A 24,962-nucleotide genomic window follows, 5' to 3' on the forward strand; every position below is an offset into this window, starting at 1 on the left:
ACATAACGGTCAGGTAAATTATTATAACACTTTATTTATTACGTGTAGTACGCCATTACTTCCTTGTACATTGCTTGAAGAAGGTATAGGGTATGCCACATTATTTTGAAATTGAATTGAGAAAGTATTCCATGCACCAGAAAAGGTTAAATATTCTCCTTTTTTATTAGTTAGTTGACCTGTGAAAACACCATCAGTAAATAAATGCCTGTTTGTTACAATATGTCTATTAATCAGGTTTTTAGCAGCCTCAGCTGTTAAACTAGAAGGGCTTATGCCTGCAGCTGAAAGCGCCGCATTGGAAGGTGCAAAAACAGAATAGGTAAAGAATCCTGTGAGCTGAAGTTCTCCGGCCATTAAGGCTTTATCAACAATGGCTTTAAAGGATGATAAATTGCTGTTAGACTGGATTTTTTTCCAAACAGTATTATTAATATCTAACCTATCCAATGGATTTAAAAACCCATCAATTTCATATATAGAACCAGTTGGTTTTTCCCAAACAGGGCTTTTGGTAATTAGATTCACGGAATGTCCAGTGTGATCAAAAAATTTATTATCGTCAAATAAGATATAGCCTTCATCTGTAGGATAAAATCGTTTTTTAAATCCACCGTCAGTAAGGACATTAAAATGAAATATTCCCGCTCTACACTCTTTTAATCTTTTCTCTAATTGTATCTGATCCATATCTTGAGCAAAAGGGGAACCCCATATTTCATCGCTTTGAACTAAGAGTGTTTTTGGACTATGCTGATAAAACAATACATCCACAATTCCAGCGCCTAATCCTTTATTTGTCATCATCCAATACCATTGGTTGTATATTTTATATTTCATCATGATACCTGAACGAACGCTGCTCATTTCTGGAGATTCCATTACTCGGTTAGTTTTATAAATAAATGAATTACTTGCCGGGGTTGTTCCAATAATAGATTCTAATACAGGATTGCCAAATAGAATGTAACCTGTTAATGCATTCCATTGGGGTTGGTTTCTTACTAAGTCTGAATGGTACCATAGATTAGCATGTACTGAAGAGCGGATTAGAGAATACATCACATGTTTAGGAACGGAGTCTAATGTGTTATCTATAAGATCCATATAAGGTTCGAAATATTTTTTAATCGCATCATCAGTAGGAGCGAATAATGTAGATAGCGTGTTTTCATCAGCTAAATTTCGCCCAAAGGAAAAGTTTTTATATAATGTTGTATCTACATTTCCTTGTTCGTCTACTTCTCCAAGAACATACTGAGAATGTCTTTCAATCCAACTGCTAAAAATGGAAAGATCTGGGTCTTCGGAAATGGCTAAATCAGTCCGTAAACTTGGAAATAATGGGGAGTCCAGAATATGAATGACACCATTTCTAGCTCCAATATCACATTGTGAAGTGGATATTTTTACTCCTTCTATATAAAAAGATTTATCCCCTTTTTTTTGATAGTTAAATTCAAAATCTTCCCCTTGTATAGTAAAGAAAGAAGGTGAAAAAATTCTAATATTTTTTCCAATATTTTTTCCTTCAGATCTAGTTTTATAATTAGTTACCCTACTCTTGTTAATAAGGTTTTCTGTAGAGGTGTATCGTTTTTCAAGATCATAAGTATAATACATTCCATTAATAAAATGATAATTAATATAGGCCCTAACTTCGGTAATAGGTACCTGGTCTAAGGAATTATAGTTGAGTTCATCCAAAAAATATGCGTTTAAAAATTCGTCTTTTGGAGCCAAACAAGTATATATAGCAGATTCACTTAAGGATTTTCTCAAATTGGCACGATCAATTAATGAAATAAAAAGTTTGAATTCTCCTTTTTCTTCCAAAACCTCGAGGATGTTGTTGCCTAAAGTGCTTTCGGGATCATAATATGTGTCGAAGGTTTTGTTACAGGCGCACAAGGTCATCAGACTCAATATCAATAATAAAGTATAACAACGTAAAATAGTAGTATGCATAGCAATTTACTTAGGTTTATAATATCTTTTGTTTGTTATAATTGATTCATAATCAACGAATATAAATTATATTAATGTTGTTATGTACTACAAATATAAATATTACTTTTAAAAAATCAAGGCTTTGAATTTTATTTTTATATTATCAAATTGTTTTTTAATTTTTTACTAATAGTTATATAGTATTGTGATTATGGTTGCTTAGCCTTTCGGTATTTATTTTAAAGGAAATTAATCTTTTAGTTTTAATTAATTTTGTGAAGTTAAGTTGGAAACGAATAATGAGCAGTCTTATAAGTTAGGTTTATAATCCACAATTATTTAATTGTTAAGTCTAAAACATCCCATCATTTCTCCTTTTCTTTTTGCTTAGTTTTAACCCATACCTTAAAAAAACTAACATGTTAAGATTAATCTCTTTATTTATCCTACTAACCCCTTTATTTTGCAATGCTGAAGGCAATTTTGCAAATACAACAGAAAGTAGACTCCCCCAGAAAAACCACTATTATCGATGGAAATGACAAGACAGTCTACCAAGTCTTCGATGATCTATTTGAAGAGATGTTACAGGCGGATACCATCAACCAGCAAATGCCGTCTATTAAAAAAGTAGGCGAACTATTACGTGATGAAAAATCTAGGAACTCCCATTTAATAAAATTGTTTTTTGGTTATCAGAATTATATATCAAATCCGCAGGCCAAAAACAACTCTAAATTTCAGGTTGATCTAATAGAGGCACTGAACATGGAAGTAAACGAAATTTATGGCAAACTTCCAGTTATCCTGTATATCTATCAAGCAGAAGCCTATAATGCGGATAAACGATATAAAGAGGCAGAGACATTAGTAGATAATGCCAGGGAAATCTATCCCAATGCCATTCCATTAAAAGTCTATCAGGCCATGGCCAAAAAAGATGAAAGCTTAAAACAGGAAGTCATTAAAGCAAATCCCAACCATTGGATGGTTCAATTAAGATTGAAGGAATCAAAACCATAAGATGAAAATTAATCAAGCAATAAGTCAAAAGCAAAAAACCTAATAGATCAAATACAAAAGGTGCAATCTCCCGACTGCACCTTTCAAACACATTTTATTAAGATTATGAAATTGCTATTTTGAGAACCTAAAATTCGCAAAGTAATAGGTTATTTCCGCTGGCGGATTAAACGTCAATGATGGTTCGCCACCGATATTCATCGCGATCACCCTCGTATGACGGTTCATCAACGTATTCAGATCAATCGTAACATCAGTCCACTTCTGCAAATTCTCATCTGCGATCTTATAATCGTTCGCATTGGTGTTCCACAATTCCTGACCAAATGTACTTTCCGTATTAAAAGCCCATAAATAATTCATGAACCGTGGCCATAACCTCTGATAAGGTGCATATACCCCACTAATTGCAGATTTTGCAGGCGAATAGACCTTGAATTTCAAGAAACGATATTCCGGCAGGTTAAAACGGTACTCCTTAGGAAGCACAAACACGAATGTTCCGTTCTTTCCTTTCATCGTAGCCTTGATGGGGTTCACAATACCTGTACCTGCAGGATATGATGTGGCAGGATTCACAAGATCAAGTGCCCAGCTGTTAGCATCCTGAATCTTACCGTCCAAGAAGAAATTCATTGGGATCAGCGATTCGTTAGGAACAGTTACATATTCAATGACCCCAGCTGCTTCAAAAGGCTGCAGCAAATGGTCGATACCCATGGAATTTGGCACATATTTTACCTTTTTGATCAAGCCTAATGTCAAGAGATCCACCATGGTCTGTGCATTCGCATCTGTAATCGGCGTTACTTTCCGAATAAAAGGTAAATAATCACCCCCTCCAATAGTTTTGCTGATGCTGTTGCGATTGTATGCCTGGGTTTTCAGGTCAAAAATATCACCACCTGTCAAATCCAGCTCCTCCACTCCGGAGAAATAGAAAAGATCCTGCAGGGTGTTGGTATGTACCGGGAAAGTCAGCTTTTTGATGGAAGCTACGCCATCCGCAGTGAAGGTAGTAACCCCGTTGGCGGCAAGGATATCCCGTTCGGCCGCATTAAATGGCGTTGAACCCGTTGGCATATTGATCGTCAATGGACTAACCAATTGTACGGAATCCAAGATCGGTTTCCCATTCACCTTTGGTACAATATTGTAGGTCAATTGGATATTGAAAGGCTGTCCGGCGTTGAGGTTCGCCGCAAAGATCCGTGGGTTTCCCTCCTTATATCCTGTAACCTTCGTACCGCTTTTATCTGTGTACTCATACTTCATGCTGTTATAGTCCAAAAGGATAGAGGATAGGGACGTGGTCCAATCCAATACCGCGGCAGATGGCGAAGTTAGGATCCGGGGAGAGGCAACCACTAAGTTATCCACATCCCCTTTCGTATAAGGAATTACCGCGATGGTCTGAGGAACCGATTTATTGTTGAACTCGTCGATGGTATAGACCTTGATCCGGTATAACTTCGGCTGGGTCAGGTTTACCACATTTACCCAGGAAACCAAGGAGTCGATTACAATTTGTTTGTCGTCATATTCCACGATGGTCTTGCTGGATTTTCCCATGGAGATCTGGCTGGAAGGAACGCGTCCTGCTTTCATCAGATCCAATTCCACCCGCTCATAACCTATTTTACTAACAATAGTGTCGTATTTTGCCGGATAGACCACCTCATTCGAATAGGGTTCAATGTTATCATACATGCCCTTACAGGAAAACATGGCCGCCAATACCCCAAACATGAAGAAGTAGCTTCCGATTTTGCTTGATATCTTTTTCATAATTGCAGGTTAATTAGATTTTTTACCATAAAGTGTAATCTCCGAAAGACAGTTGGCATCATCCAGCGTATAATTTCCGTTGAAACTCTTGACCGCTTCGTACCGGAACCAACGTGTTGGTTTGGTATAGGCAGGTTCATCCGGATACATATAGGCCATGTCGCCGGCTTCGCCCTTTTTCACAAACTCCAGTTCACTCAGTCCCAAAGGAACGATGATCTTGTTCTGGGAAACAAATTCCCAAGAATTGGTCGCATCATCCCAGATGTACATGTTGTACAATCCGACATTTTCGTTCCGGTAGTATTGCCCGCGATTGATATTGGCCAAACCTCCAGAGTGACGCTGAACCGTGATAATCCGACTGAGTTCGTAATGAGCACCCAGATCAATGATAAAGTTCCAAGGCATATTCCCGTCTGCGGTCTTTCCGGTCTTTCCACGGCTATTGGTGTGCATAAAATTCAGGTTATCGCCACGGTCAATGATATCATCGATCACATACCGGTTCCTACCTTCATAGCCATTACCAAAAACCATTGGAACTCCTCCAATGGAATCGTTCGGGTTTGGAAGAACCCAGGCGCTCTTTTCGATCTTATTATCCTCATAAAGGGAAATCTGCCCCTTGTCGATTGTTTCTGTGATGTTTCCATAGGTATCTTCTACCCGAACCTTCACATCCACTTTCTCTGATGGATTAAGAAAGAGGTCGTTGATAAAACGGCGGTCCTTTTCCAGATTGGAAGAGAAAACCGAAGTCAGGGTTCTGGTTTCGCCATTCTGTGGAAAAGTGAAATCCACATACACATTGATGTTCTGCATCAATTCATTTTCCCAATCTAAAAAGAAGGAGCTGAAACCCGGTTTTACCTGTAAGGAGTTCGCCACCCTACTGAAGGCGGGCTCCAGAGGATTGACCTTTACATCCAATGCCTCCGATCGATTCCCTGTACGATCCACGGCAAATAACTGAACCGAATACTCGTCTGTGCTTGGAAACCCATAGACATCCAGGGAGTCCGTGAAATAAGAAGCGGCAAAGGTGAATTTCTTTCCTTTCGGATTGGTATAAATCGCTTCGACACCCATTAAATCCTCATCATTGGGCAGGGTATAATAAAATCGCGCACCCCCATAAAGAGGTTTGTAGGTCTTTAGGGTTACTTTTCCTGGAGGGGTGCTATCATCACTGTTCGGCTTGAAGCGCTCCACTTCCTTACAGGAAGAAAGAACGGCTATTCCGACTAGGAGGGATAGAATATTTATAGCTAATTTTTTCATGATCTTTCTGAATAAGTGTTGAATGGAATTACCATCCTGGATTTTGAATAAGTTGTCCATTCGTGTTCATTTCATTTAAACTGATTGGCCATAGACAATCCGTGATGGTGAATCTACGCTCTTGTTTTACCTCTAGGACAAAGAATGTTGACCCGGTGGTTCCGGTATGCGTCCATCCCCAAATAGGCGAGGAGAATGCCGAAGTCGCCCTTTTGTGACGCCACATATCCCAGAAATGAATACCCTCGAATGCAAATTCAATACTTCTTTCTTCAAGAATGATATCTCGCAAACCTTCTTTGGTCTGGTGTTTTCCAACGGTTCTTGCCAAGGATGGATCTGACCAAACATCTTCCACATTCGGTACGCCAGCGCGATTACGGATCTTGTTGATCTCATCATACACCGCTTGGGATGGTCCGGTATACTCATTCATCGCTTCCGCTTTCATCAAGTATAGATCGGCCATACGGATGATAGGATATGGAAACTTGATCGTACGCTGCCAAGCCCCCGATTGGGACTCCGGATGAACGAACTTTTGGGTCCCTATACCTGTGGTCAGGAAATCCGTGGTATGTTGGGAAGAATTATATCCCCCATGAGCATTTCCGTACATCATGGTGTTGATCCTTACGGCATGTCCCCTCCAATATCCTGCTGTAATCCCCAAGTTGGCATAAAACCGTGGTTCCCTGTTCATGTAGAGTTTGATGGTCTCTGCACCGGGCTGCATATAGCCGTTCCAATGGTTGTAGTCTAGTTCAGCGGCTCCTGGTGTGCGGATGATCTCATGACGGTTGTTGTAGTCATAGGATAGATCCTGATCGATAGGTAATCCGTTCTCGGTATAATAACGCTCGGCCATCTGATAGGTCGCTGCCATCCATTGCCAGGAGAAGGTGGCGGTATTGACCACCCCATCTCCGTATCCTTCCGGCAGACGGATGTTGGAAGAATGCGCCAGTTCCCCTTGTTCGTAATAGTCAAGGTTGGAGTTCGCCCAAACCAATTCCTTGTTCCAAGGATCTACGATCAACATCCTTAAATCGTATAGTTTTTGCATACGATCTTTGTTGCTTGCAAATGCCTCCCGATCGTAGATAAACGGTTCTTTTTCGTAATGGTAGAGCCCGATGCCATTGGCCTCGCATAAGGCAATGGATTCGTTGATGGCATCCAATGCTTCTTTCCATTTTTCCCTATTTTCCTCCAAAGGGAAGAACGGTTGGCCATCCTTATCGTAGAAATCGCCGAAGTATTCGCGGTTACCATTGAAGAATGGGCTGGCTCGGAAGAACAGTACCCTCGCTTTGATCGCTTTGGCGACTACCTGATCTACCTGACCCAAGTTGTTGGAAGTGGCTCTTTCTACAAGATCTGGAATCGCTTCCTCCATTAAGGTTAAGATATAATTAAAACAATCCTCCACTTTCTTTCTTGGAATGAAAAGTTCCTCTTTGGTAGATTCTGGAGTTGCCATTTTATCTGGGATGACAATCGGTCCATAGCGTTGCACCAAAAGGAAGGTATAATACGCTTTTAGGAATTTGACCTGTGCTTTCCAATCTTTTCTTTCCCCCTCGGTCATGTCTTTCACATTATCGATGTTCGACAGAAAGACATCGGCCTGACGAATGCCCACATACAATGGTTTTCCTCCTTCGGTTCCCGACCAAAAGCCTAATTGTGGGCTGGTCTGTGATTGCAGGCCGCGCATGATGCGGATGGCACGCAGGTTCGATTGTGTGTTGTTCAGGTCCAGACGGCCGATCCATTCATCCCCAAGTGTCCAGCTGGTCACGTGGGTCTTGTCGTCCTGTGGCATATAGCTATATACTTTTGCCAGAGCATTATAAGCATCGATCTTGAGGTTGAAAATGTCCTCCAATCGAAGCGTGTTATCGGGTACTACATCGAGGTACTTGCTACAAGAACCCAATGCCAATGTCGCTGCAAGTATGATATATTTTAATGATTTCATTTCTCGGTTCTTTAGATTAATAAGTCAATTGAATACCTACGTTGAAACGTTTGTTAGGAGGGTATCCCAATCCATTTCTTCCCATTTCCGGATCCCATAATTTGAATGGGCTGGTTACGAAAAGGTTCTCTCCAGAAAAGTAGATGCGGCTTCCTGGATTCAAACCGAAACGTTTTAATGTTTTCGGGCTGAAACCGACCTCAACGGATTTCAGGCGAAGGAAGGATCCATCACGCAACCACCAAGAAGATTGTTGGATATTGTTCTCAATCGGGTCGGTGGACAGTCTTGGCCAGAAAGCATGGGTATTCGGATTGGTTTCGCTCCAATAATCATTGGCAATGATAGCTAAGGTATTTCTTCTGTTTGCAAAAGGGGCAATACCAAAATTACCGGTGGATAGGTTGGACTCGCTGGTTGCATTGATGAAGAACGATACGTTTTTGTTCCCTTGGAAGAAGAATGAAAAGTCGAAGGCCTTATAGCCCATGGACAGACCAAAACCATATTGGATCTCTGGTACTGTTGGGTATCCCATTGGGATGCGGTCGTTGCTGTTGATCACCCCATCGCCATTGATGTCTTTGTATTTGATATCGCCTGCCATATATTCACCGAAATCCTGAAGCGGTGAGTTGTTGATTTCGTTTTCATCAACGAATAAGCGTTCTGCCAATAGGCCCCATTGAAGGTTAATATTCTGGCCTTGACGTTTTAGGTAAGCGTCTGGGTAATCCCGCTCATCCAATTCCAATAACTTATTAACGGCATAGGTAAAGTTGGCACGACCGGATAACCAGAAGTTTTCATTGAAGTTCTTCATGTAATCAACGGATCCATCGAAACCTTGGGAACTTGCTTTCCCTACGTTTCCACTTACGCTAGCCTCTAAACCTGCTGAAGAAGGGAAGTTCTGGCGCGTCATATAGATCTTGCTACGGATATCCTTAAAGAAGTCGGCGGTAATTTTTAGGGATTCGTTCATGAAATTGGCTTCCATACCGAAGTTGTATTTTTCTGATTGCTCCCAGGTGATATCTGGGTTGGCATAACGGTTTACGGAATAGCCACCATAGGAATTCATGAAGCTGGTTCCCCAACGGTAAGCGCCGCCACCCATACTGATGTCGGAAAGGTAGAAGAAACGACCAGCACGTCCTGCGATGGCATCATTACCCACCAGACCCCAGGTTCCGCGTAATTTCAACGAGCTGAAGAAAGGTTTTAAAGGTTCGAAGAACTTTTCATTGGAAACCATCCAGGATACACCTGCGGAAGGGAAAAACCCGTATTGCTTTTCACCGGTGAACTTTTCCGAACCATTGAAGCCATAACTGAGCTCCATAAAATAGCGGTTGTCAAAGTCGTAGGTCAAACGTCCGGAGTTACCCATGTTACGTTCAGGTAAGGTTTCATAGATGGATGAACTGTTTCCTGCGGTAAGAAGCTTTTCTTCCATCATCCCTACGGTCATGGCGCCTACATTATGTAATCCGAAATTTCTGTTCCAGTTCAAGCGAGCCTCAAAGTAATAATGACCATTGGCATCTCTTCCCGGAACCACATCTCCTAAATATCCTTGTCCGGTTGTTGGGTTTAAGGGATATAGGGTATATTCGCCAGTGATCTGGTTATAGTTTTCCAGGTCATAGTAAAAAGGATTGTAATTACGGCGGCTGGAATACTTGCTCCAGGTACTAACCGAAGCCTTACCTTGGATTTTCAGCCCTTCGGTCAAGAAGGCAAGGTCTTGGGAAAGAGTAGCCTGTGCCACGATATTACTTTCGTTGCGGTCCTCATAACCCCTAACCATTTCTGCATAAGGGTTCTGTTTTAGGGAACCTGTTACGAATGTATTTCCAAAGAGCGTATGCTCTGTAAATTCATTTTGTGCATCTGGCTCATATACGGCCGGAAAATCCACCGGATTACTGTTCATGGTCATTCGGAAGATGTTACTCGCAGAGGCATATGGTCCGGTATAGCGCTCAAACCGACCTTGGATACGGGTATCCAACGTGGTGGTTTTGGTCAATTTGAAGATAACATTCGAACGGATAAACAGCCGGTTGATATCGATGTTGTTGTTGAAATTATTTCGGCTATCCACTTTCAATAACCCCGACTCCTTGTCATATCCTGTAGATACGTAATAAGTGGCCACCTGTCCACCGCCAGATAGGTTCACATTGGCTTTGGTGTTGGTGGTTGATGGATTGAACAAGGTGTTGTACCAGTTGATGTTAGGATAGATCATTGGGTTTTCATTGTTCAAGGTAGACTGGATCTTCTGCTCGGAATAATAAGCGCCCAACACCGGGTCACGAGTAATGCGGGCCTGGTTGTACAACCGCATGTATTCCACCCCGTCGATCATATCGATCATCTTGGTTGGCATGGCGGTATTTACATCCACACGTGCATTCACAGATACCGGCCCTTCACGACCAGCTTTTGTGGTCACCATGATGATACCATTTGCTCCACGGGCACCGTATAATACCGTAGCGGATGCATCCTTTAAAATGGAAAAACTTTCGATATCATCAGGTTGTAAGCGGGCTAGGTTATCAACGGAGGCTTCAAAACCATCGATCAAGATCAACGGAGAGGCTTGGTATCCGAAGGTGGTTACCCCGCGGATGAAGAACTGGGCATTGTCTGCTCCTGGTTCACCCGACGTTTGATAGGAAATAACGCCAGGTATCTTTCCGGCAAAAGAGCCGGTCAGGTTGGATGCCGGGATCTTTAGATCTGCGGCTTTAACCGTTGTGATAGCTCCCACGACACTGGTTTTCTTCTGTGTTCCAAAAGCTACAACGGTTACTTCCTCAATGTCGCTGCCGTCCTCGAACATGGTAATTTCCATGATGTTTCGGGCATCTACCACTTGGGAAATCTTTTTGAAACCAACGCCGGTAAAAGATAGGCTATCGCCTATATTGGCCGTCACTTGAAACTCTCCATTGGAATTGGTCGCTGTCTGTGGTACTTGGTTTTTCGATACGCTGACCCCCTCTATCGGAGCCCCATTTGTTGCGTTTTTTACCACACCGGTAATTTGACGCTGGGCCATGGAAAGAAATGGCAACGTAAGAAAAATGAGTAAAACCAACAGCTTGTTTTGAGGTTTTTCCATAAAATAAGTTAGATAGGTTTAAAATTTTAGGATGTAATATGTTTATCCTAGGTAAATAAGTTTTTATTCGGTTGTTGTTTTAAAGTTATTGATAAAGCTTATATAAACAAAGAAAATAATCATTAAAAAATTATTAAAGGTTTATTAACCTTGCTTTTTGTTTTGAAAAATAGGTTTGGAGGGGCTAAAAGATGGATTTGCCTTATTTTATGTTTCGAAATTCAATAAACGAAAAGGAAGATATTCATTTTTGTATAAAACACTAACCATGGATTAATTTGTTTAATCTAGATAGTGCTGATATGCAGGTTTTTTTAAAATGGGCGTTCATGGTTATCCATGCAACAATTAATCTCTTTTAAAGATTTTAAGTCTACTGCACATGATGAACATCAGCAAACCAAAAAGAGAAAACAAGGCAAAAGAATAGCGAAGGTTGAACAGTTCGGCGATATACCCAATCAAAGGCGGCGCCATTAAGAATCCAAGGAAGGATATGCTGGATACCATAGCCAATGCAACACCTGCGGGAATGGTTTTATGTTTTCCTGTTACACTGTATACCGTAGGGACATTGCAGGCTACACCAAGGCCAACCAGCATAAACGCCAATGTGCATACATATAGGTTAGGGAAAATAACCGAAACCAACATGCCAAAAAACATCAAAATCCCTGAGATCTGTAAAGTGCGTTGTCTGCCAATTTTAGCGATGACAGCATCGCCTATGAAGCGTCCCAAAGCCATCATCACCATAAAAGATCCAAATCCTAGGATGATCAGTTTTTCTGGAGCTTTTACCACTTCTGAAAAATAGACGCCACTCCATTCGAACATAGCACCTTCTGTAGCCATACTAAAGAAACCAATGATACCAAGCTGGATGATCAAACCATCAGGTTTGAATTTCGATTTTTCTTTTTTCTCCTCTTCTTTCTTGATTTCGGGAATTAGAAAGTTCCTATTGAGCAATACATTGACCAGGAGCAGCACACAAATTCCTACAAACTGTTGTATGCTGGTCCATTCCAGATTCATGCTTAATATCCCGATCAGTGCACCGGTAAACCCGGCTAATGACCAGGCTCCATGAAAAGAGGACATGATGGGTCTTTCATACAGCTCCTCCGCCAACACACCCTGTGTATTCACGGATATATTGCACATATTTCCCATGACGCCAAAAAAGAACAGGGAAGCGCCGAGCATCCATATATTGGGGGAAAAACCAATAATGATCAACAGAAGCGCATAAAATGCAGATGCCCAAGGCAATAAACGATGACTACCATACCTATTGGTCAAAAAACCAGCTAGAGGGAGCGTCAGCAATTGACCGATGGGGATCATCAGTAATAGAGTTCCCAATTGGGCTTCAGAAAGGCCTAATGCGGTTTTGATGGTAGGGATCCGACTTGCCCATGTCGCAAAACCAAGCCCCTGTCCGAAATAAAATAGGGATACGGCTAAACGGATCCTTTTTTTATATTGTTGACTGATGTTGGGTTTTATTGCTGTCTGGGAAGTCATGTACCTGTGATTTTCAGCAAAATTAGATAAATAGATGGAATTTGGGTTTCTGAATGTTACATTTGTTCATTCAGTACATATTAGACACCTAATACATGAACAAATCAATATTAACCCTTGCCTTGCTCCTGGCTGGAGGAAGTGCATGCATGGCGCAAGTTCAACCCACTTTTCTTTCGAACCCAACATTGAGTCCTGATGCGAAAACCATCGTTTTCAGTTATGAAGGTGATCTATGGAAAGTGCCCAGTACAGGAGGAAATGCTTTACGCTTAACGGCCATGTCTGGAAATGAAGTTTCCCCAAGAATATCTCCCGATGGGAAATGGTTGGCATTTTCAGCTAATCAGAATGGAAATATGGATGTGTATGTGATGCCCTTGGAAGGCGGTGACATCCAACAGCTGACCTACCACGAATCTTCCGATGAGGTGGATAGTTGGAGCTGGGATAGCCAGAATGTCTACTTCACATCCGGAAGGGAAAACCGAATGAGCAGTTATAAGGTCAACAGCAAGGGCGGGACAGCCCAACGTATCATTCCCCATTTTTTCAACTATATCCATGGGATGGTAGAGACCCCAAGTGGAGAACTCTTGTTTACTGATACTTGGGAGAGTTATACAGCTGCCAATAGAAAGCGCTATAAAGGAGCTTTCAACCCGGATATTAAAGGGTATAATCCGAAGGATAAATCCTTCAAGGAATACACGAATTACATCGGTAAGGATCTATGGCCAACGGTGGATAAGTCCGGCAAGATCTTTTTTGCTTCGGATGAAGGAAACGATGAATACAACCTTTACACCTTTGAGAATGGCAGGAAAACGGAACTGACCAATTTTAAGGAATCCATCCGTTCGCCACAAGTGGCGGCCAATGGCTCTTCGGTAATTTTCGAAAAAGGCTATCAATTGTACATCTATGATGTAGCCAGTAAAAAAACAACTCAACCTTCTATTCTTCTTGGTAGAAACCAAGTGCTTGGAAAATCGAAGGAATTTGATGTTAAGGGCCAAATCTCTAATTATGATGTATCTCCGGATGGTAAAAAACTGGCCTTTGTTTCACGTGGAGAGTTGTTCGTTTCGGATATCGATGGAAAATTTGTTCGGCAAATGCCATCTTCGGGCGAGCGGGTAATGGAAGTGATCTGGTTAAAGGACAACAAGACCTTGGTTTTCAGCCAGACTTTTGCTGGATACCAGAACTGGTTCAGCCGTTCAGCAGATGGAAAAGGGGAGACCAAACAGTTGACCTCCGACAAGAGGAACAATAGGGATATCAATTTCAATAAGGAAAGAACAAAGGCGGTTTACCTATCAGGCCGGGATGAGGTAAGGATCTTGGATCTGAATTCCCTGAAGAGCAATACCATTGTGAAGGATGAATTATGGGCATTCCAAAATTCATCCCCTTCATTTTCACCGGATGGTCAGTATGTGCTGTTCACAGCCATGCGTAATTTTGAACAGGATATTTTTGTTCACTACCTAGCCAATAACAAAACCCATAACCTGACAAATACAGGCGTATCGGAAACCTCTCCGGTATTCTCTGCTGATGGAAAGTATATCTATTTTGCTGGAAATCGCACCAAGCCATCTTACCCAATGGGAATGGGGAATGCCAGCATCTTCCGGATGGCCTTGGAGAATTTCGATGAACCTTATCGCTTGAGCAAATTTGATGAGCTTTTTGCAGAACCTAAAAAGGAACAGAAAGATACCAGCAACAATATGAAAACGCCTGAAAAAGATAAAACGGTAAAAACCGCTGCAGCAAAGCCAGAGCCGAAAACAGAAACCAAGAAAAATGTGGTCAGCATCGATTTCAATGGTCTGTTGGACCGGATCCAACAGGTGAGCCCATTTGCGGGTTCACAAAGTGGTCCACAGGCATTTGCCAAAGGCGAGAAACAGTTTCTGTTCTTCCAATCCAATCATGAAGGAAATTTTGGGCTATACAGGATAACGTATGAACCATTTACAGCAGCAAAAACCGAGAAAGTGATGGATGGAGGTTTCGGCCACATCATCGAAGTGGATGGAAAGTATTTTGTACTGGCACAGGGCACTTTACAAAAGTACAACATCGATCAGAACCGGTTAGAGCGGGTAGAGATCAGCTCCAAATTCAACAGGGATCTGGATAAGGAATTCCAACAGATGTTCTATGAGACCTGGGCAAATGTGGAGGAGAACTTTTACGATCCTTCCTTCCATGGGGTGGATTGGGAAGGCATCAAGCAAAAATATGCTTTCTACCTGCCTGGAATAAACAATAGACAAGACCTCCGGATCATGTTGAACGATATGTTGGGCGAGCTGAACTCCTCTCACATGGGATTCAGTACGATGGGATCTGATGAAAGAAAAGACTTCAATTTTGTGAGCAATGAATTGGGGGTTACCTATGATCCATCGAACCCCTACAAGATTTCGCGGATCGTAAGAAACAGTCCGGCATCCCGTATAGGGGTTGATCTGCAGGTAGGGGATGTGCTGGTGGCAGTCAATGGTACCAAGATTGATAGATCCTTGGATCGGGATTATTACCTGACGATGCCTTCCTTAGCGAGCGAACTGCAATTGACGGTGAATAGAAATGGAAAAGATGTGGATGTGAATATCCGTCCGCAAAGTGGGGCAGCCTTTAAGGAATTACTGTATGATGAATGGATCAAAGGAAACCGTTCGAAGGTAGATCAAATGAGTGGCAACCGTATTGCCTATTCGCACATGAAGAACATGGGGGCAGGCGAACTGAACACCTTTTTGTTGGATATGGCCGAGCAGGAAAACAATAAAGATGCCATCATTTTGGACCTGAGGTATAATACAGGAGGAAATGTTCATGATGAGGTATTACGCTTTTTGTCGCAGAAACCTTATTTGCAATGGCAGTACCGTGGCGGTAAGAAATCGCCTCAGAGTAATTTTGCTCCCGCTGCCAAACCTATAGTGCTATTGATCAATGAGCAATCCTTAAGTGATGCAGAGATGACGGCTGCAGGATTCAAGGAGCTAAAACTTGGCAAGATCATCGGAACAGAGACTTACCGCTGGATTATCTTTACCTCTGGTAAAGGATTGGTGGATGGTTCTTTCTACCGATTGCCATCTTGGGGATGTTATACCCTGGACGGAAAAGATCTGGAGTTAACGGGTGTTGCGCCAGATATCGCTGTAAAGAATACGACAGCAGACCGCATGGCGGATAGAGATCCGCAATTGGAACGCGCTGTGCAGGAAATCTTAAAGGACCTGAAGAAATAGGCAAGAAAATAATAAACAACAGATAAAATTAAGCCCCTGTATGGAATTCAATACAGGGGCTTGTTTTATTAATAGGTAGTATAGGCTGCTATCCATGTGCATTTAGACAGCTGTATCTGATTATCCCTTCCGGACTAATTATTCAACTCTTAGTGAATTCTAAAGCCAGTTAGACCAGGTGGTTTCCTGGGGCAAAAAAAAAAATGTTAGAAGGGATATATTAAATAAAATCTTTTCAAAATTTTTAAAAAATGTTTCATAATGTTGAAAAATATAAATAGTTGGGATACCCTTAGAACAGATTTTTTTAAGGTTGTTATAAGGTATTTCAGACATTAGAATAAGGAGATTATTTAACTGTGAATTTTGAAATGTAGTTTTTGACTACTACATTTTTGGATGGAAAGCAGTTTTGTATCAAATCACTCTTATGATATTGCCTAATTGTTCGTACATTTGGATTAATGACGACTTCGTAGCTCAGTTGGTAGAGCAACAGACTCTTAATCTGTGGGTCCTGAGTTCGAGCCTCAGCGGGGTCACTTTCAAAAAAGCCGTTTTACAAATGTAGGATGGCTTTTTTTGTGGTCTATCCGTTCATTTACAGTGAATTAACTTGATCTAAAGCACTATGCTAGTTAATATTTCTGTTAATTAATTCTATATGCTAAAGTACAGTATTTAGGCTATAATTGGTATAAAAGTTATAGTTTTGGCGCATTTTTGGCGCACTTTTCCAAGTCGATTTCTTTAAGGTAGGACATGATATTTTAAGGTTTAAACCAAGTAATTATTGTGTCCTAATCCATTATAATTTTTACTGTTATAAATTTTAAGTTGTCTTGTTAGGTTTCTGCAACCATTCTTTTAAATGGTTACTGTTTCCGTTTAATTTGTTTGGCAACATCTTTCAATAAGATTTGCGCAGTCATATATGCTATTCGCTTTTCCCTCTCTTCTTTTGCTTTACTGACTTTGTTGAATAACGCTTTGTGGATATCTCCTATTTGCTTATTCGATTGGGAAAGCATTTGTGATATACTGTTTAAGTGGTTCTTTAATTGTTCAATTTGATTTTGTAGTTCGGTTAGTTGCTGATGGTTTTCCATGTGTTTGATGATCTATATTTTAAATGGTAAAGTCTTGAAATTTAATCGCTCGCCGTCCTGCGAGTTGAACGAAGGTCGTTGAAGAAAAGTGCGAAGCACGATTCAACGATATCTATGAAATAGACGAAGCTTCTTGGCGGTATTTTTGAAAAAGGGGTTTGTGACCTGGGCTTATCAAAAATAGTGACAAGAGCGAAGCCTGAGAGAACAGCAGGCGAGCCAAACTCTAAAAGCTTGAAGATTTTTAATAGGTGTGCAGCGCTTATTAAAAAGATTTAGGTGCTTTTATGAAGTGAAGGGATTACTAAGGCATCAAGTATGACAAACTGCGGAGCATTAAAAACGAATTTGGATGCAGTCCGATTTCGTTTTTAACTTGGTTTGGCATATCTTTATGTTAGTGATTCCGTAACGGAATGCCATATTTCTATTAACAGTGATGTAAAATTATGACAATTAAAAAAGACTCATCCGATCTTTCAATTAAAGGTGAAAGCATACAAACCTTATATGGTTATTATTTAAAGAAGCAATTCTTGGTAAACCGAAGATATCAGAGAAAACTTGTTTGGTCAATTGAAGAGAAGAAAAGTTTTATAAACTCAATTATCAACGGTTATCCAGTACCTTTGATTTTACTCGCTGAGGTTACTATACATGAAGAAAAAACGTTGGAAATTATCGATGGTATGCAACGTATGAATGCTATAATGTCTTTTATAAATCAAGAATTTGATATAGAAGGGAAGTATTTTGATCTAGATACAATGGCAGATTCCAAACTTCTTAAAGATGATGGTAAACTCGTTCAGAAGACTGATATATTAGATAGGGCTTTATGTGTGGAAATAGCAAGATATCAGATTCCACTATCAATTTACCAAGAATCAGAGGAGAAGAATGTTGACGAAATTTTCAGAAGATTAAATTCAGGAGGAAAGCATCTATCAAAGCAAGAGCTTCGGCAAGCGGGCGTATTAACAGATTTTGCAATCTTAGTTCGACAACTTTCATCTAATATACGTGGGGATTCTAGCGCAAGCCAGATATTAGACCTTAATTCCATGAAGAATATTAGTATTACTAATAAAAATTTGGAGTACGGGATTAATATAGAGGATATATTTTGGGTAAGGAATAACATAATTTCAAAAGAGGATCTTAGACAGTCTAAAGATGAGGAGATTATTGCTGATATATTGGCTTGGGTAATTTCAGATAAGAGCATTAGGTCAAGTTATGAAATTTTGGATGAACTATATGGCTTTAACTATGACAAAGAAGAGTCGGCTATATACCAAAATGTGGAGACAAATATTAAGAAAATCAATACAGAAGTTATCTCTAGCAATATCCAGTTTGTATTCGATTCGCTTATAGAGTTATTAAAAGTATCTGGTAAGAACTTCAACAATTTAATCTTTGAGAGTCAACAACCTAGAATTTCAAGATACTTTCAAATTGTTTTTTATTCTTTATATGAATTACTTATTTCGCAGAACAAACAGATATCCGATAAGAAGGCACTCATCGCCGCTCTAGATAAAGCAGGAGATAAAGTAATTAAACTTTCTGCAGGTGGTGGCCGTTGGTCTGCCAAAGAAAAACAAACTCAAACTGATGCTTTTGTAGGCGTTATATCACGTAATTTTATTGATTCTGACAATAATGATCCAGCTAGAAGTCAATGGATAACAAAATTTGAAAATATCCTAATGCAGTCATCAACAGAACAAACGTTGTATGATTTTAAAGTCGGGTTGCATAATTTAGACGCTGCTAGAGAATTTAATAATGATTTATTCGACAAAGTTATATGTACTTTAACCGCAATGGCAAATACTCATAAAAATGCTGTTGGATATTGTTTAATTGGTGTGTCAGATAGTCCTGATACAACAAGAAGATATAAGGAAATTTATGGTACTGAAGCTATAAGATATTCTAACTTTGATATAACTGGTGCTAATGGCGATGCTAGTAACTATAAAAAGCTAAGCGATGAATACTTTACTAAAATAGTCAATCTTATTAAAAATCAACCTATTACTGATAGAGATAAAGACAATCTGTTGAGAAACATTTCTCTTATCAAATACTTTGAAAAGGAAGTTATACTCCTAAAGATAGAATCTGATTCAAAGCCATCAATTTATAATGGGAAATATTTTGTTCGTCATGGAAGTAATTTGAGTGAAGTTCCGGCTGAAAACTTTGCTGATTTGTTTAAACGATTTCAATAGGATTTGTTTATCCCACTCACAAAACTCCACAAGTTTCAAGTGAGTGGGATTTTTAGATACATGCATGGCAAGTTGCGAAGGTAAATGTAGGATCTGATTCTATAATGTAATTTACTTTAATAATTGTTGCACTGTTTTCCCTATAGGATCATAAAGATCTCCATCGATGAATTCGTAGTTTCCCGAGAATTTACCCAGTGTCAGGGTCGCTTGATACATTTTATCACCTTGTACATATGAATAACCGTTATAGACCATTTTCTTGACACGGAATATATACGCAACTTCGCAACGGGAATTGTCTAAAAACTGACTTGAAATAAGCTCTATGATAGGAAGTTGTTTTCTCTGCAAGAACTCCTCTGCTTTAAGACGAGCCATTTCAATATTGCAATTGTCTTGTTGCTTTTGAATCTGTTCTAGAGTCTCTTTTTTTTCTTGCTTTGCTGTCAATTCTCGTTCATGATTAACTTTATCGATTAGTTGATCCCTAGATCGTTCATATCTTAAGTAAAAGAAAATAGTAAGGATTATAACGCCTATTATAAAGTTGCCACTCCCCTCTTTACCGTCTTTAGCTATTAATAGCAATAAGCCTGATGCCACCGCAAATAGACCACCTAACAAGGCAATCTTTGCAATCCAATGTAATTCTTGGAGATCAATGTTTGAAAAAATCTCCGAAAAGCCAATGTTATCCATAATGTTTAAGCTAACTTGCAGTGAGGGTTTATTTATAAAAGTTGTCTAATGCTGGCCCCCATGACATTTTAGAATTTGGGGTATAAAATTGTTGACCGCTTCTTATTTCGTATACAGGCTGACTGACTTCTGTATTCTCATGATACGTGTTGCCATTATAGTCGGAGACCGTGAACTTAACTTTAAACTCCTTTCTTTCTTTAGAAGATGTAGACATTGGATTCATATTCTTCAAGTAAAAGCTAATGCCGGTAGCATTTTTAGGTATGTCGAAATATTTAGATTCTCCTTGGCTTAAACTAAAAGAGCTTTGTGTAAAATAATTCTGATTCTCGTCTGTGAAGATGAATTCACCGAGAACCTTTATGTCAAGATTTTCAATCTTAACTCTAAGCTGTTTTTTCTCAGGGGTTTGTTGTACCTCATCCTTTTTGCAGGAAGTGATCGAAAGGTTAAGTACCATGATTAACAAAGGGGCTAACCAGATTAATCTTTTCATAAAATTTAATATCGTTTTGGAACCGATCTGTCCCTATTCGGTTGGTTAATAATACAAAAGCGTGGGACTTCAACTTAATTCAATTGGAGAGGCACGTGAGAAGGCCCACACAACGAACAAGCAAAGCCCACGCTCTCGCATGGGCATTAACTTTGTCCGTTCTCGTTGTGTTTTAGAAATTTCTCACGTTTCCTCCAAAAGAGAACTTTAAGCTAACGCTCTATATCTTTTATATGTCTATTTTTATCTCTCTATACAGTTATGTTTTTGCAAATATATCTAATATACTGTTATTAATCCAGTAAAACCAAAGAATCCATAACACCAAGCGGAAACCGCCAATAGTTTCAAGCGATGGTGATATGGATTCTATTATATGATTATTACGATCGTTTTAATACAGCGTTTATTGTCAGGACTATAAACCCAATTGTAGAAACTGCCAGCATAACAATAAAGATAAGTGACAGTACAGCGCTGATTACTTTTATAACGATCTGCATAGCGACAACAAATGTAATTATTGTCATTATCCATCCAATTACGGATAGCAAGGTTGACCCAAATGATTTTTCAGTTTTCATAAGTATATATTTTAATTGGTTAGAAGTCTCCGTTGTCTTTCATGCTGAGGTATGAATGCGGAGTGACTATAATATGGTCGCACACTTCAATGTCCAGAACTTTGCCTGCTTCAACAGCTTTATCGGTAAGCATGCGGTCAGCAGAGCTTGGATTTAGTGTACCTGATGGATGGTTGTGTGCTAGGATGATCTTAGAAGCGGATGCCGTAAGTGCAATGGAAAAGATTACGCGCATATCAACCATAACTGCGTCTTTCCCTCCCATTGCAATATTGACTATACCCAAAACATGATTAGTATTGTTCAGGAGTATGATTTTAAACTCTTCCAAAAATTGCATTATTCCTGTGTCCCATTGTGATAATAACAATTTATAGACATCTGATGATTTTGTAATAATTGGTCGTTCTGAGAGCTTAAAATCGGGTAAATATTGGACTTTAATCTCCGATACGTTTAAATTTTTGTGTTGATTTTCCATGAGTTTAGAGGTTTGATAAATAAATGAATCTGCTCAGGATAGTCTGGAGGGGATTGTTGATGGATAGCCTGTACGTTCCTGAATATATGGACATGGGGGCTATCAGAAATTGGTGTTTTAAAAATTATAAAATTTTTAAAAATTAGAACCTTTTAACTTCAAATGTCAAGATAATGTCATTGATGAGGTAAATTGGACTTATGATGAATTGATTCTTGATGACACATTTAATACTTCTATTAATTACAGTTAAATAGCTTAAATCAAGGTTGTTGGCATTTTACCCGATCAAACAAATTTATCTAAAAGCGCTTCTGCAGAAGCATAATGATCAAAAACGTTTAAAAGATGCGCGAGGAATGGCGACTATTTCGAGTTGACGCAAAAAGTGTCAAAGGCGCGGTATTTTGGGGAACGTTGTTGCGCCCCTAAACTTTTATAAAATGACTCTAGGTATATCATTTCAGTAAGGGCCCTAAGCTGAAATAATGATAGTGGTTATTATCGAGCCATTGCCTCCTCGCAAAGGTCGTCCAGATTAAGTTCTATTTTATATACACCGTTTATATATACCTTAATCAATTTGGAAATTCCCTCAATATTTGGTAGCATATAACCACGATGTCCACTTTCAGGACTAAAACTTACGTTGAAGTAAGAGAGCATTTTCTTGCGATTAAACTTGGATTGCATAGAAATATATGGTTTAAAGCCATGTAATAACTGATTAAAAAAGCGATGGATCTTATCCCTATCATAGGGATCAAGGCGATTTACTTGCTTTACAAATTTTTCTTTATCTGCAAATGAATGGCTAAAGAAGTTTTTTAAAGTAAAAATTGGCTTTTCTATCTGTAAGCCATGTGTGTTCTTATGGAGTTCTTGAAAATTGTTCATAATGTGATTATTGAAAAGTAATAAATAGTATCACTTGGATGAGATGTAATACCGAAAAGTAATCCACAATATTATTAGGTTTAAGCCCTAATAATATCATGGATTAAATCCGTCCTATCAGTTTAAAATAGACTTAGTTGAATTTCTTTTCCAATATCACATAGCCTTTCAGCTTATTTCTGCCTGTTCTATTGCTGAGGGTGAAAAATCGTCGGAAATCCGCCAAATACTTCTTCTTATTCCTGTAGGGCAAGTTATACTTATCCACCAAACTTTTGAATGTAGCACCTATCATTTTACCTGAATAGAATTCATTAATGCTGAATATAGTATGTAATTCATCTAAAAAGTCAAAGTTGCTCGCTCCAACTAGCTCTTTATCATGCTTCGATATCGCATCAACGATATGTTTTTTGGAGTAAGCTATTTTGCAAAGTTCTTCCATTCCGATTTTGTGATATGCTTCGATGATCTCGGGATGCTTTGATTCCAATCGGTAAAGCTCATCTTCCGAAAAGTCTATAGCAAAAACATCCTGTTTTGCACTATAAATGTTTTGCAATCTATTGGCAATGTCTCGTACAATGTCGATGTAATTTTTTACGCCATTTACTTTTGGATAGAAGCTAGATATATTGAATATATAATCTCTATGGTTTAATGAAAATTGCTTCCTTAGCTGTTCCGAATTTAAAGTGACTCTTAATAACTCGGGGTCAGTGAAGTTGCCTTTCAGCTCTTCTTTTTGAAGATAGTTGTCAACCATAAAGTAATTAATACGACCGTTATCGTTTAAAAACCTCGTATACGATATTCTTTCTAAAGCTTCCGTCAAGGTTTCTTTTGCTCCATCATTGGTGCTTACATCGCGTAGGGATTGAATAGTTTTATAAGTTTCGGCACAACCTTTTAAATACGCTTTAGCCTCGTTCGGAGTTCTGTAGTGAAGCTCCGAATCGTGATTCGTAATGTATGTTAGCGATGCAAGTTCGATACCACGAAATCTTCCAGCAATCTGTATGAGATCCGAATAAGGATCGATCATAGTGTGTTCTGCAATATTAAGATCGGTAAGTAAAATTATATGAGGTTTTTCATTCACGTAGATATCTACTGCAGAATAAAATCTACTGGTTAGGAAGTTGTATTTTCTAAATTCACTCTCGTCAATATCATAATGCACTGAAACACCACCATTACCTTTTATTTTGTCTGCGCTATTGCTAGAACAAAATATTGCTGATTGCGTTTGAATACCTAGCTGTTCGATGACCGAGACTATACCAACTGTGCTGTTCAAGAAGATAAAAATCTGTTCGTTTTCATTAACGATGATATTATCTTGCAAAGATTTTTTTAAAGCAGCAAAAGGATTATTTGTCTGAATTAAATTTAGTTGCTTGGCATAATCGAAATCAGGGAATATCTCCAATATCTCGAAACCTTGCTTCTTAAACCGAGGGTCACTGGGAATAGTTGCTGTTGCTGATACAAAAGCTTTCATTTCGAATTTAAAGAAGTCTTCCATAGGAAGAATGATGTCTTTACGAAAGTCAATATCTTTGCTCGTGCGATCACACTCATCGAACAGCAAAAAGAACTCTTTATGCATATCCATGCCAACTTCTGCTATCGCTTCCTTTACTTTGTGAAAGGATTCGGGCGTAGTCATAATCTTCTTATATTTCACCTTTGGGTCTTTCAAGTAGTTTATGATGTGTGGAAGATAGATACCTTCATATACCCCTATTATCTTGCCTTTGTGTGATTTCTTTTTGCCTTTGATCACGGGTACGTTTGGCTCTATAATGATAGAGTGCCTAGGTGTTATAATTTCAAGGTGTGTGGCACCAATTCCGGTTAATGTTTTAAATAGAATACAATTTGATGGAATGCTTCCAATAATATCTTTAAGAAACTGGCTTTTGTAGATGATAATGAATCTTTTCTTCATATATATTAAAGTTTGGACATAGGAATTCCATTACCCATGTCAGGGTTTAAAAAATTATTTTTAAAAATAAAATTAGATGAAGATCCAAAGGGGGCCCTCCTTTGGCTTCGTGAGAAGTTTAGCTTAAAGAAGCGTCATAGACATCTTCGAGATTAAGATCTATTTTATAGGTATTCAATTCATAGATGTTAATCAATTTGGTTACTCCTTCGATGTCTGGTAACTTATAGCCACGATTTAGCTTAGCAGACTGTGCGCTTACATGATAATATTTAAGTTTTTTCTCCTCGTTATAAGTCGGGGCGATCGACACGTTTAACTTTAAGCCGTTGCTTAATTGATTAAAGAAGATTTCAATTTTTTCTCGGTCATAACTGGATAACTTAACAAATTCCTGTTCGAATTTCTGCTTGTTAGCAAAAGACTGGTCTTCCTTAAAGAAGTCACTCGTGGTGAAAGTTTTCTTCTCTTCCTTTGTTGTCTTGTTCTTTAACTCTTTTAATTTGCTCATATAAGA

16 protein-coding genes and 1 tRNA gene are annotated in these 24,962 nt (G+C 39.2%); 4 read left to right on the top strand and 13 right to left on the bottom strand.

Annotated elements, in window-relative coordinates:
- Window positions 1-21: 21 nt before the first annotated feature.
- The gene (locus tag E3D81_RS00350) at window positions 22-1,836 is read right to left on the bottom strand and encodes a fasciclin domain-containing protein (RefSeq protein WP_209023085.1); all 1,815 of its coding nucleotides are present in this window, start codon (window positions 1,834-1,836) and stop codon (window positions 22-24) included.
- Window positions 1,837-2,418: 582 nt separating this feature from the next.
- Here E3D81_RS00350 and E3D81_RS00355 point away from each other — a divergent pair.
- On the top strand, window positions 2,419-2,973 hold the full coding sequence (locus E3D81_RS00355; protein WP_134776036.1) for a hypothetical protein: 555 nt from the start codon (window positions 2,419-2,421) through the stop codon (window positions 2,971-2,973).
- Window positions 2,974-3,087: 114 nt separating this feature from the next.
- Here E3D81_RS00355 and E3D81_RS00360 read toward each other — a convergent pair whose 3' ends face one another.
- The 5 genes from E3D81_RS00360 to E3D81_RS00380 all read right to left on the bottom strand — a co-directional run bounded on the left by E3D81_RS00360 (window position 3,088) and on the right by E3D81_RS00380 (window position 12,698).
- Window positions 3,088-4,761: a DUF4998 domain-containing protein gene (locus E3D81_RS00360; RefSeq protein WP_209023086.1), complete on the bottom strand. Its 1,674-nt coding sequence runs from the start codon at window positions 4,759-4,761 to the stop codon at window positions 3,088-3,090.
- 9 nt (window positions 4,762-4,770) lie between these two features.
- Window positions 4,771-6,045: a DUF4959 domain-containing protein gene (locus E3D81_RS00365; RefSeq protein WP_099365758.1), complete on the bottom strand. Its 1,275-nt coding sequence runs from the start codon at window positions 6,043-6,045 to the stop codon at window positions 4,771-4,773.
- Between the two features lie 28 nt (window positions 6,046-6,073).
- Complete coding sequence (locus E3D81_RS00370) at window positions 6,074-8,029, bottom strand: RagB/SusD family nutrient uptake outer membrane protein (protein ID WP_134776037.1); 1,956 nt, start codon at window positions 8,027-8,029, stop codon at window positions 6,074-6,076.
- A gap of 16 nt (window positions 8,030-8,045) precedes the next feature.
- A complete protein-coding gene (locus E3D81_RS00375; RefSeq protein ID WP_134776038.1) occupies window positions 8,046-11,168 on the bottom strand; it encodes a SusC/RagA family TonB-linked outer membrane protein in 3,123 nt (1,040 codons plus the stop codon).
- A 348-nt stretch (window positions 11,169-11,516) separates the two neighbouring features.
- Window positions 11,517-12,698, bottom strand: a complete 1,182-nt coding sequence (locus tag E3D81_RS00380) for an MFS transporter (RefSeq protein WP_099365742.1) — start codon at window positions 12,696-12,698, stop codon at window positions 11,517-11,519.
- Between the two features lie 95 nt (window positions 12,699-12,793).
- On the opposite strand from E3D81_RS00380, the gene E3D81_RS00385 reads away from it, so the two are divergent.
- Together E3D81_RS00385 and E3D81_RS00390 are read left to right on the top strand one after the other, a co-directional pair.
- Window positions 12,794-15,976, top strand: a complete 3,183-nt coding sequence (locus E3D81_RS00385; protein WP_099365743.1) for a S41 family peptidase — start codon at window positions 12,794-12,796, stop codon at window positions 15,974-15,976.
- Between the two features lie 469 nt (window positions 15,977-16,445).
- Window positions 16,446-16,518, top strand: a tRNA-Lys gene (locus tag E3D81_RS00390).
- A gap of 333 nt (window positions 16,519-16,851) precedes the next feature.
- Here E3D81_RS00390 and E3D81_RS00395 read toward each other — a convergent pair.
- Window positions 16,852-17,085, bottom strand: coding sequence for a hypothetical protein (locus E3D81_RS00395; RefSeq protein WP_134776039.1), 234 nt, complete (start codon window positions 17,083-17,085; stop codon window positions 16,852-16,854).
- 449 nt (window positions 17,086-17,534) lie between these two features.
- Here E3D81_RS00395 and E3D81_RS00400 point away from each other — a divergent pair, with 449 nt between their 5' ends.
- Window positions 17,535-19,328 (top strand): DUF262 domain-containing protein, encoded by a 1,794-nt coding sequence (locus E3D81_RS00400; protein ID WP_134776040.1) that lies wholly within the window; start codon window positions 17,535-17,537, stop codon window positions 19,326-19,328.
- A gap of 111 nt (window positions 19,329-19,439) precedes the next feature.
- Here E3D81_RS00400 and E3D81_RS00405 read toward each other — a convergent pair whose 3' ends face one another.
- The 6 genes from E3D81_RS00405 to E3D81_RS00430 form a co-directional block, all read right to left on the bottom strand.
- Entirely contained in the window at window positions 19,440-20,030 is a 591-nt protein-coding gene (locus tag E3D81_RS00405) for a hypothetical protein (RefSeq protein WP_134776041.1), read from the bottom strand.
- Window positions 20,031-20,058: 28 nt separating this feature from the next.
- Window positions 20,059-20,529, bottom strand: a complete 471-nt coding sequence (locus tag E3D81_RS00410) for a hypothetical protein (RefSeq protein WP_134776042.1) — start codon at window positions 20,527-20,529, stop codon at window positions 20,059-20,061.
- A gap of 603 nt (window positions 20,530-21,132) precedes the next feature.
- Window positions 21,133-21,594: a RadC family protein gene (locus E3D81_RS00415; RefSeq protein ID WP_134776043.1), complete on the bottom strand. Its 462-nt coding sequence runs from the start codon at window positions 21,592-21,594 to the stop codon at window positions 21,133-21,135.
- Window positions 21,595-22,095: 501 nt separating this feature from the next.
- The gene (locus E3D81_RS00420) at window positions 22,096-22,491 is read right to left on the bottom strand and encodes a hypothetical protein (RefSeq protein ID WP_134776044.1); all 396 of its coding nucleotides are present in this window, start codon (window positions 22,489-22,491) and stop codon (window positions 22,096-22,098) included.
- Window positions 22,492-22,624: 133 nt separating this feature from the next.
- A complete protein-coding gene (locus E3D81_RS00425) occupies window positions 22,625-24,445 on the bottom strand; it encodes a hypothetical protein (RefSeq protein ID WP_134776045.1) in 1,821 nt (606 codons plus the stop codon).
- A gap of 118 nt (window positions 24,446-24,563) precedes the next feature.
- Window positions 24,564-24,956, bottom strand: coding sequence for a hypothetical protein (locus E3D81_RS00430; RefSeq protein ID WP_134776046.1), 393 nt, complete (start codon window positions 24,954-24,956; stop codon window positions 24,564-24,566).
- Window positions 24,957-24,962 lie beyond the last annotated feature (6 nt).

The sequence above is a fragment of the Sphingobacterium sp. CZ-2 genome (genome assembly GCF_004526235.1).
GTDB classification, from domain to species: domain Bacteria; phylum Bacteroidota; class Bacteroidia; order Sphingobacteriales; family Sphingobacteriaceae; genus Sphingobacterium; species Sphingobacterium tenebrionis.

Bases quoted from the DNA above. Each gene is read 5' to 3' on its own strand.
- E3D81_RS00355 (WP_134776036.1), top strand. From the start codon at position 2,419: ATGCTGAAGGCAATTTTGCAAATACAACAGAAAGTAGACTCCCCCAGA.
- E3D81_RS00360 (WP_209023086.1), bottom strand. From the start codon at position 4,761: ATGAAAAAGATATCAAGCAAAATCGGAAGCTACTTCTTCATGTTTGGG.
- E3D81_RS00365 (WP_099365758.1), bottom strand. From the start codon at position 6,045: ATGAAAAAATTAGCTATAAATATTCTATCCCTCCTAGTCGGAATAGCC.
- E3D81_RS00370 (WP_134776037.1), bottom strand. From the start codon at position 8,029: ATGAAATCATTAAAATATATCATACTTGCAGCGACATTGGCATTGGGT.
- E3D81_RS00375 (WP_134776038.1), bottom strand. From the start codon at position 11,168: ATGGAAAAACCTCAAAACAAGCTGTTGGTTTTACTCATTTTTCTTACG.
- E3D81_RS00380 (WP_099365742.1), bottom strand. From the start codon at position 12,698: ATGACTTCCCAGACAGCAATAAAACCCAACATCAGTCAACAATATAAA.
- E3D81_RS00385 (WP_099365743.1), top strand. From the start codon at position 12,794: ATGAACAAATCAATATTAACCCTTGCCTTGCTCCTGGCTGGAGGAAGT.
- E3D81_RS00395 (WP_134776039.1), bottom strand. From the start codon at position 17,085: ATGGAAAACCATCAGCAACTAACCGAACTACAAAATCAAATTGAACAA.
- E3D81_RS00400 (WP_134776040.1), top strand. From the start codon at position 17,535: ATGACAATTAAAAAAGACTCATCCGATCTTTCAATTAAAGGTGAAAGC.
- E3D81_RS00405 (WP_134776041.1), bottom strand. From the start codon at position 20,030: ATGGATAACATTGGCTTTTCGGAGATTTTTTCAAACATTGATCTCCAA.
- E3D81_RS00410 (WP_134776042.1), bottom strand. From the start codon at position 20,529: ATGAAAAGATTAATCTGGTTAGCCCCTTTGTTAATCATGGTACTTAAC.
- E3D81_RS00415 (WP_134776043.1), bottom strand. From the start codon at position 21,594: ATGGAAAATCAACACAAAAATTTAAACGTATCGGAGATTAAAGTCCAA.
- E3D81_RS00420 (WP_134776044.1), bottom strand. From the start codon at position 22,491: ATGAACAATTTTCAAGAACTCCATAAGAACACACATGGCTTACAGATA.
- E3D81_RS00425 (WP_134776045.1), bottom strand. From the start codon at position 24,445: ATGAAGAAAAGATTCATTATCATCTACAAAAGCCAGTTTCTTAAAGAT.
- E3D81_RS00430 (WP_134776046.1), bottom strand. From the start codon at position 24,956: ATGAGCAAATTAAAAGAGTTAAAGAACAAGACAACAAAGGAAGAGAAG.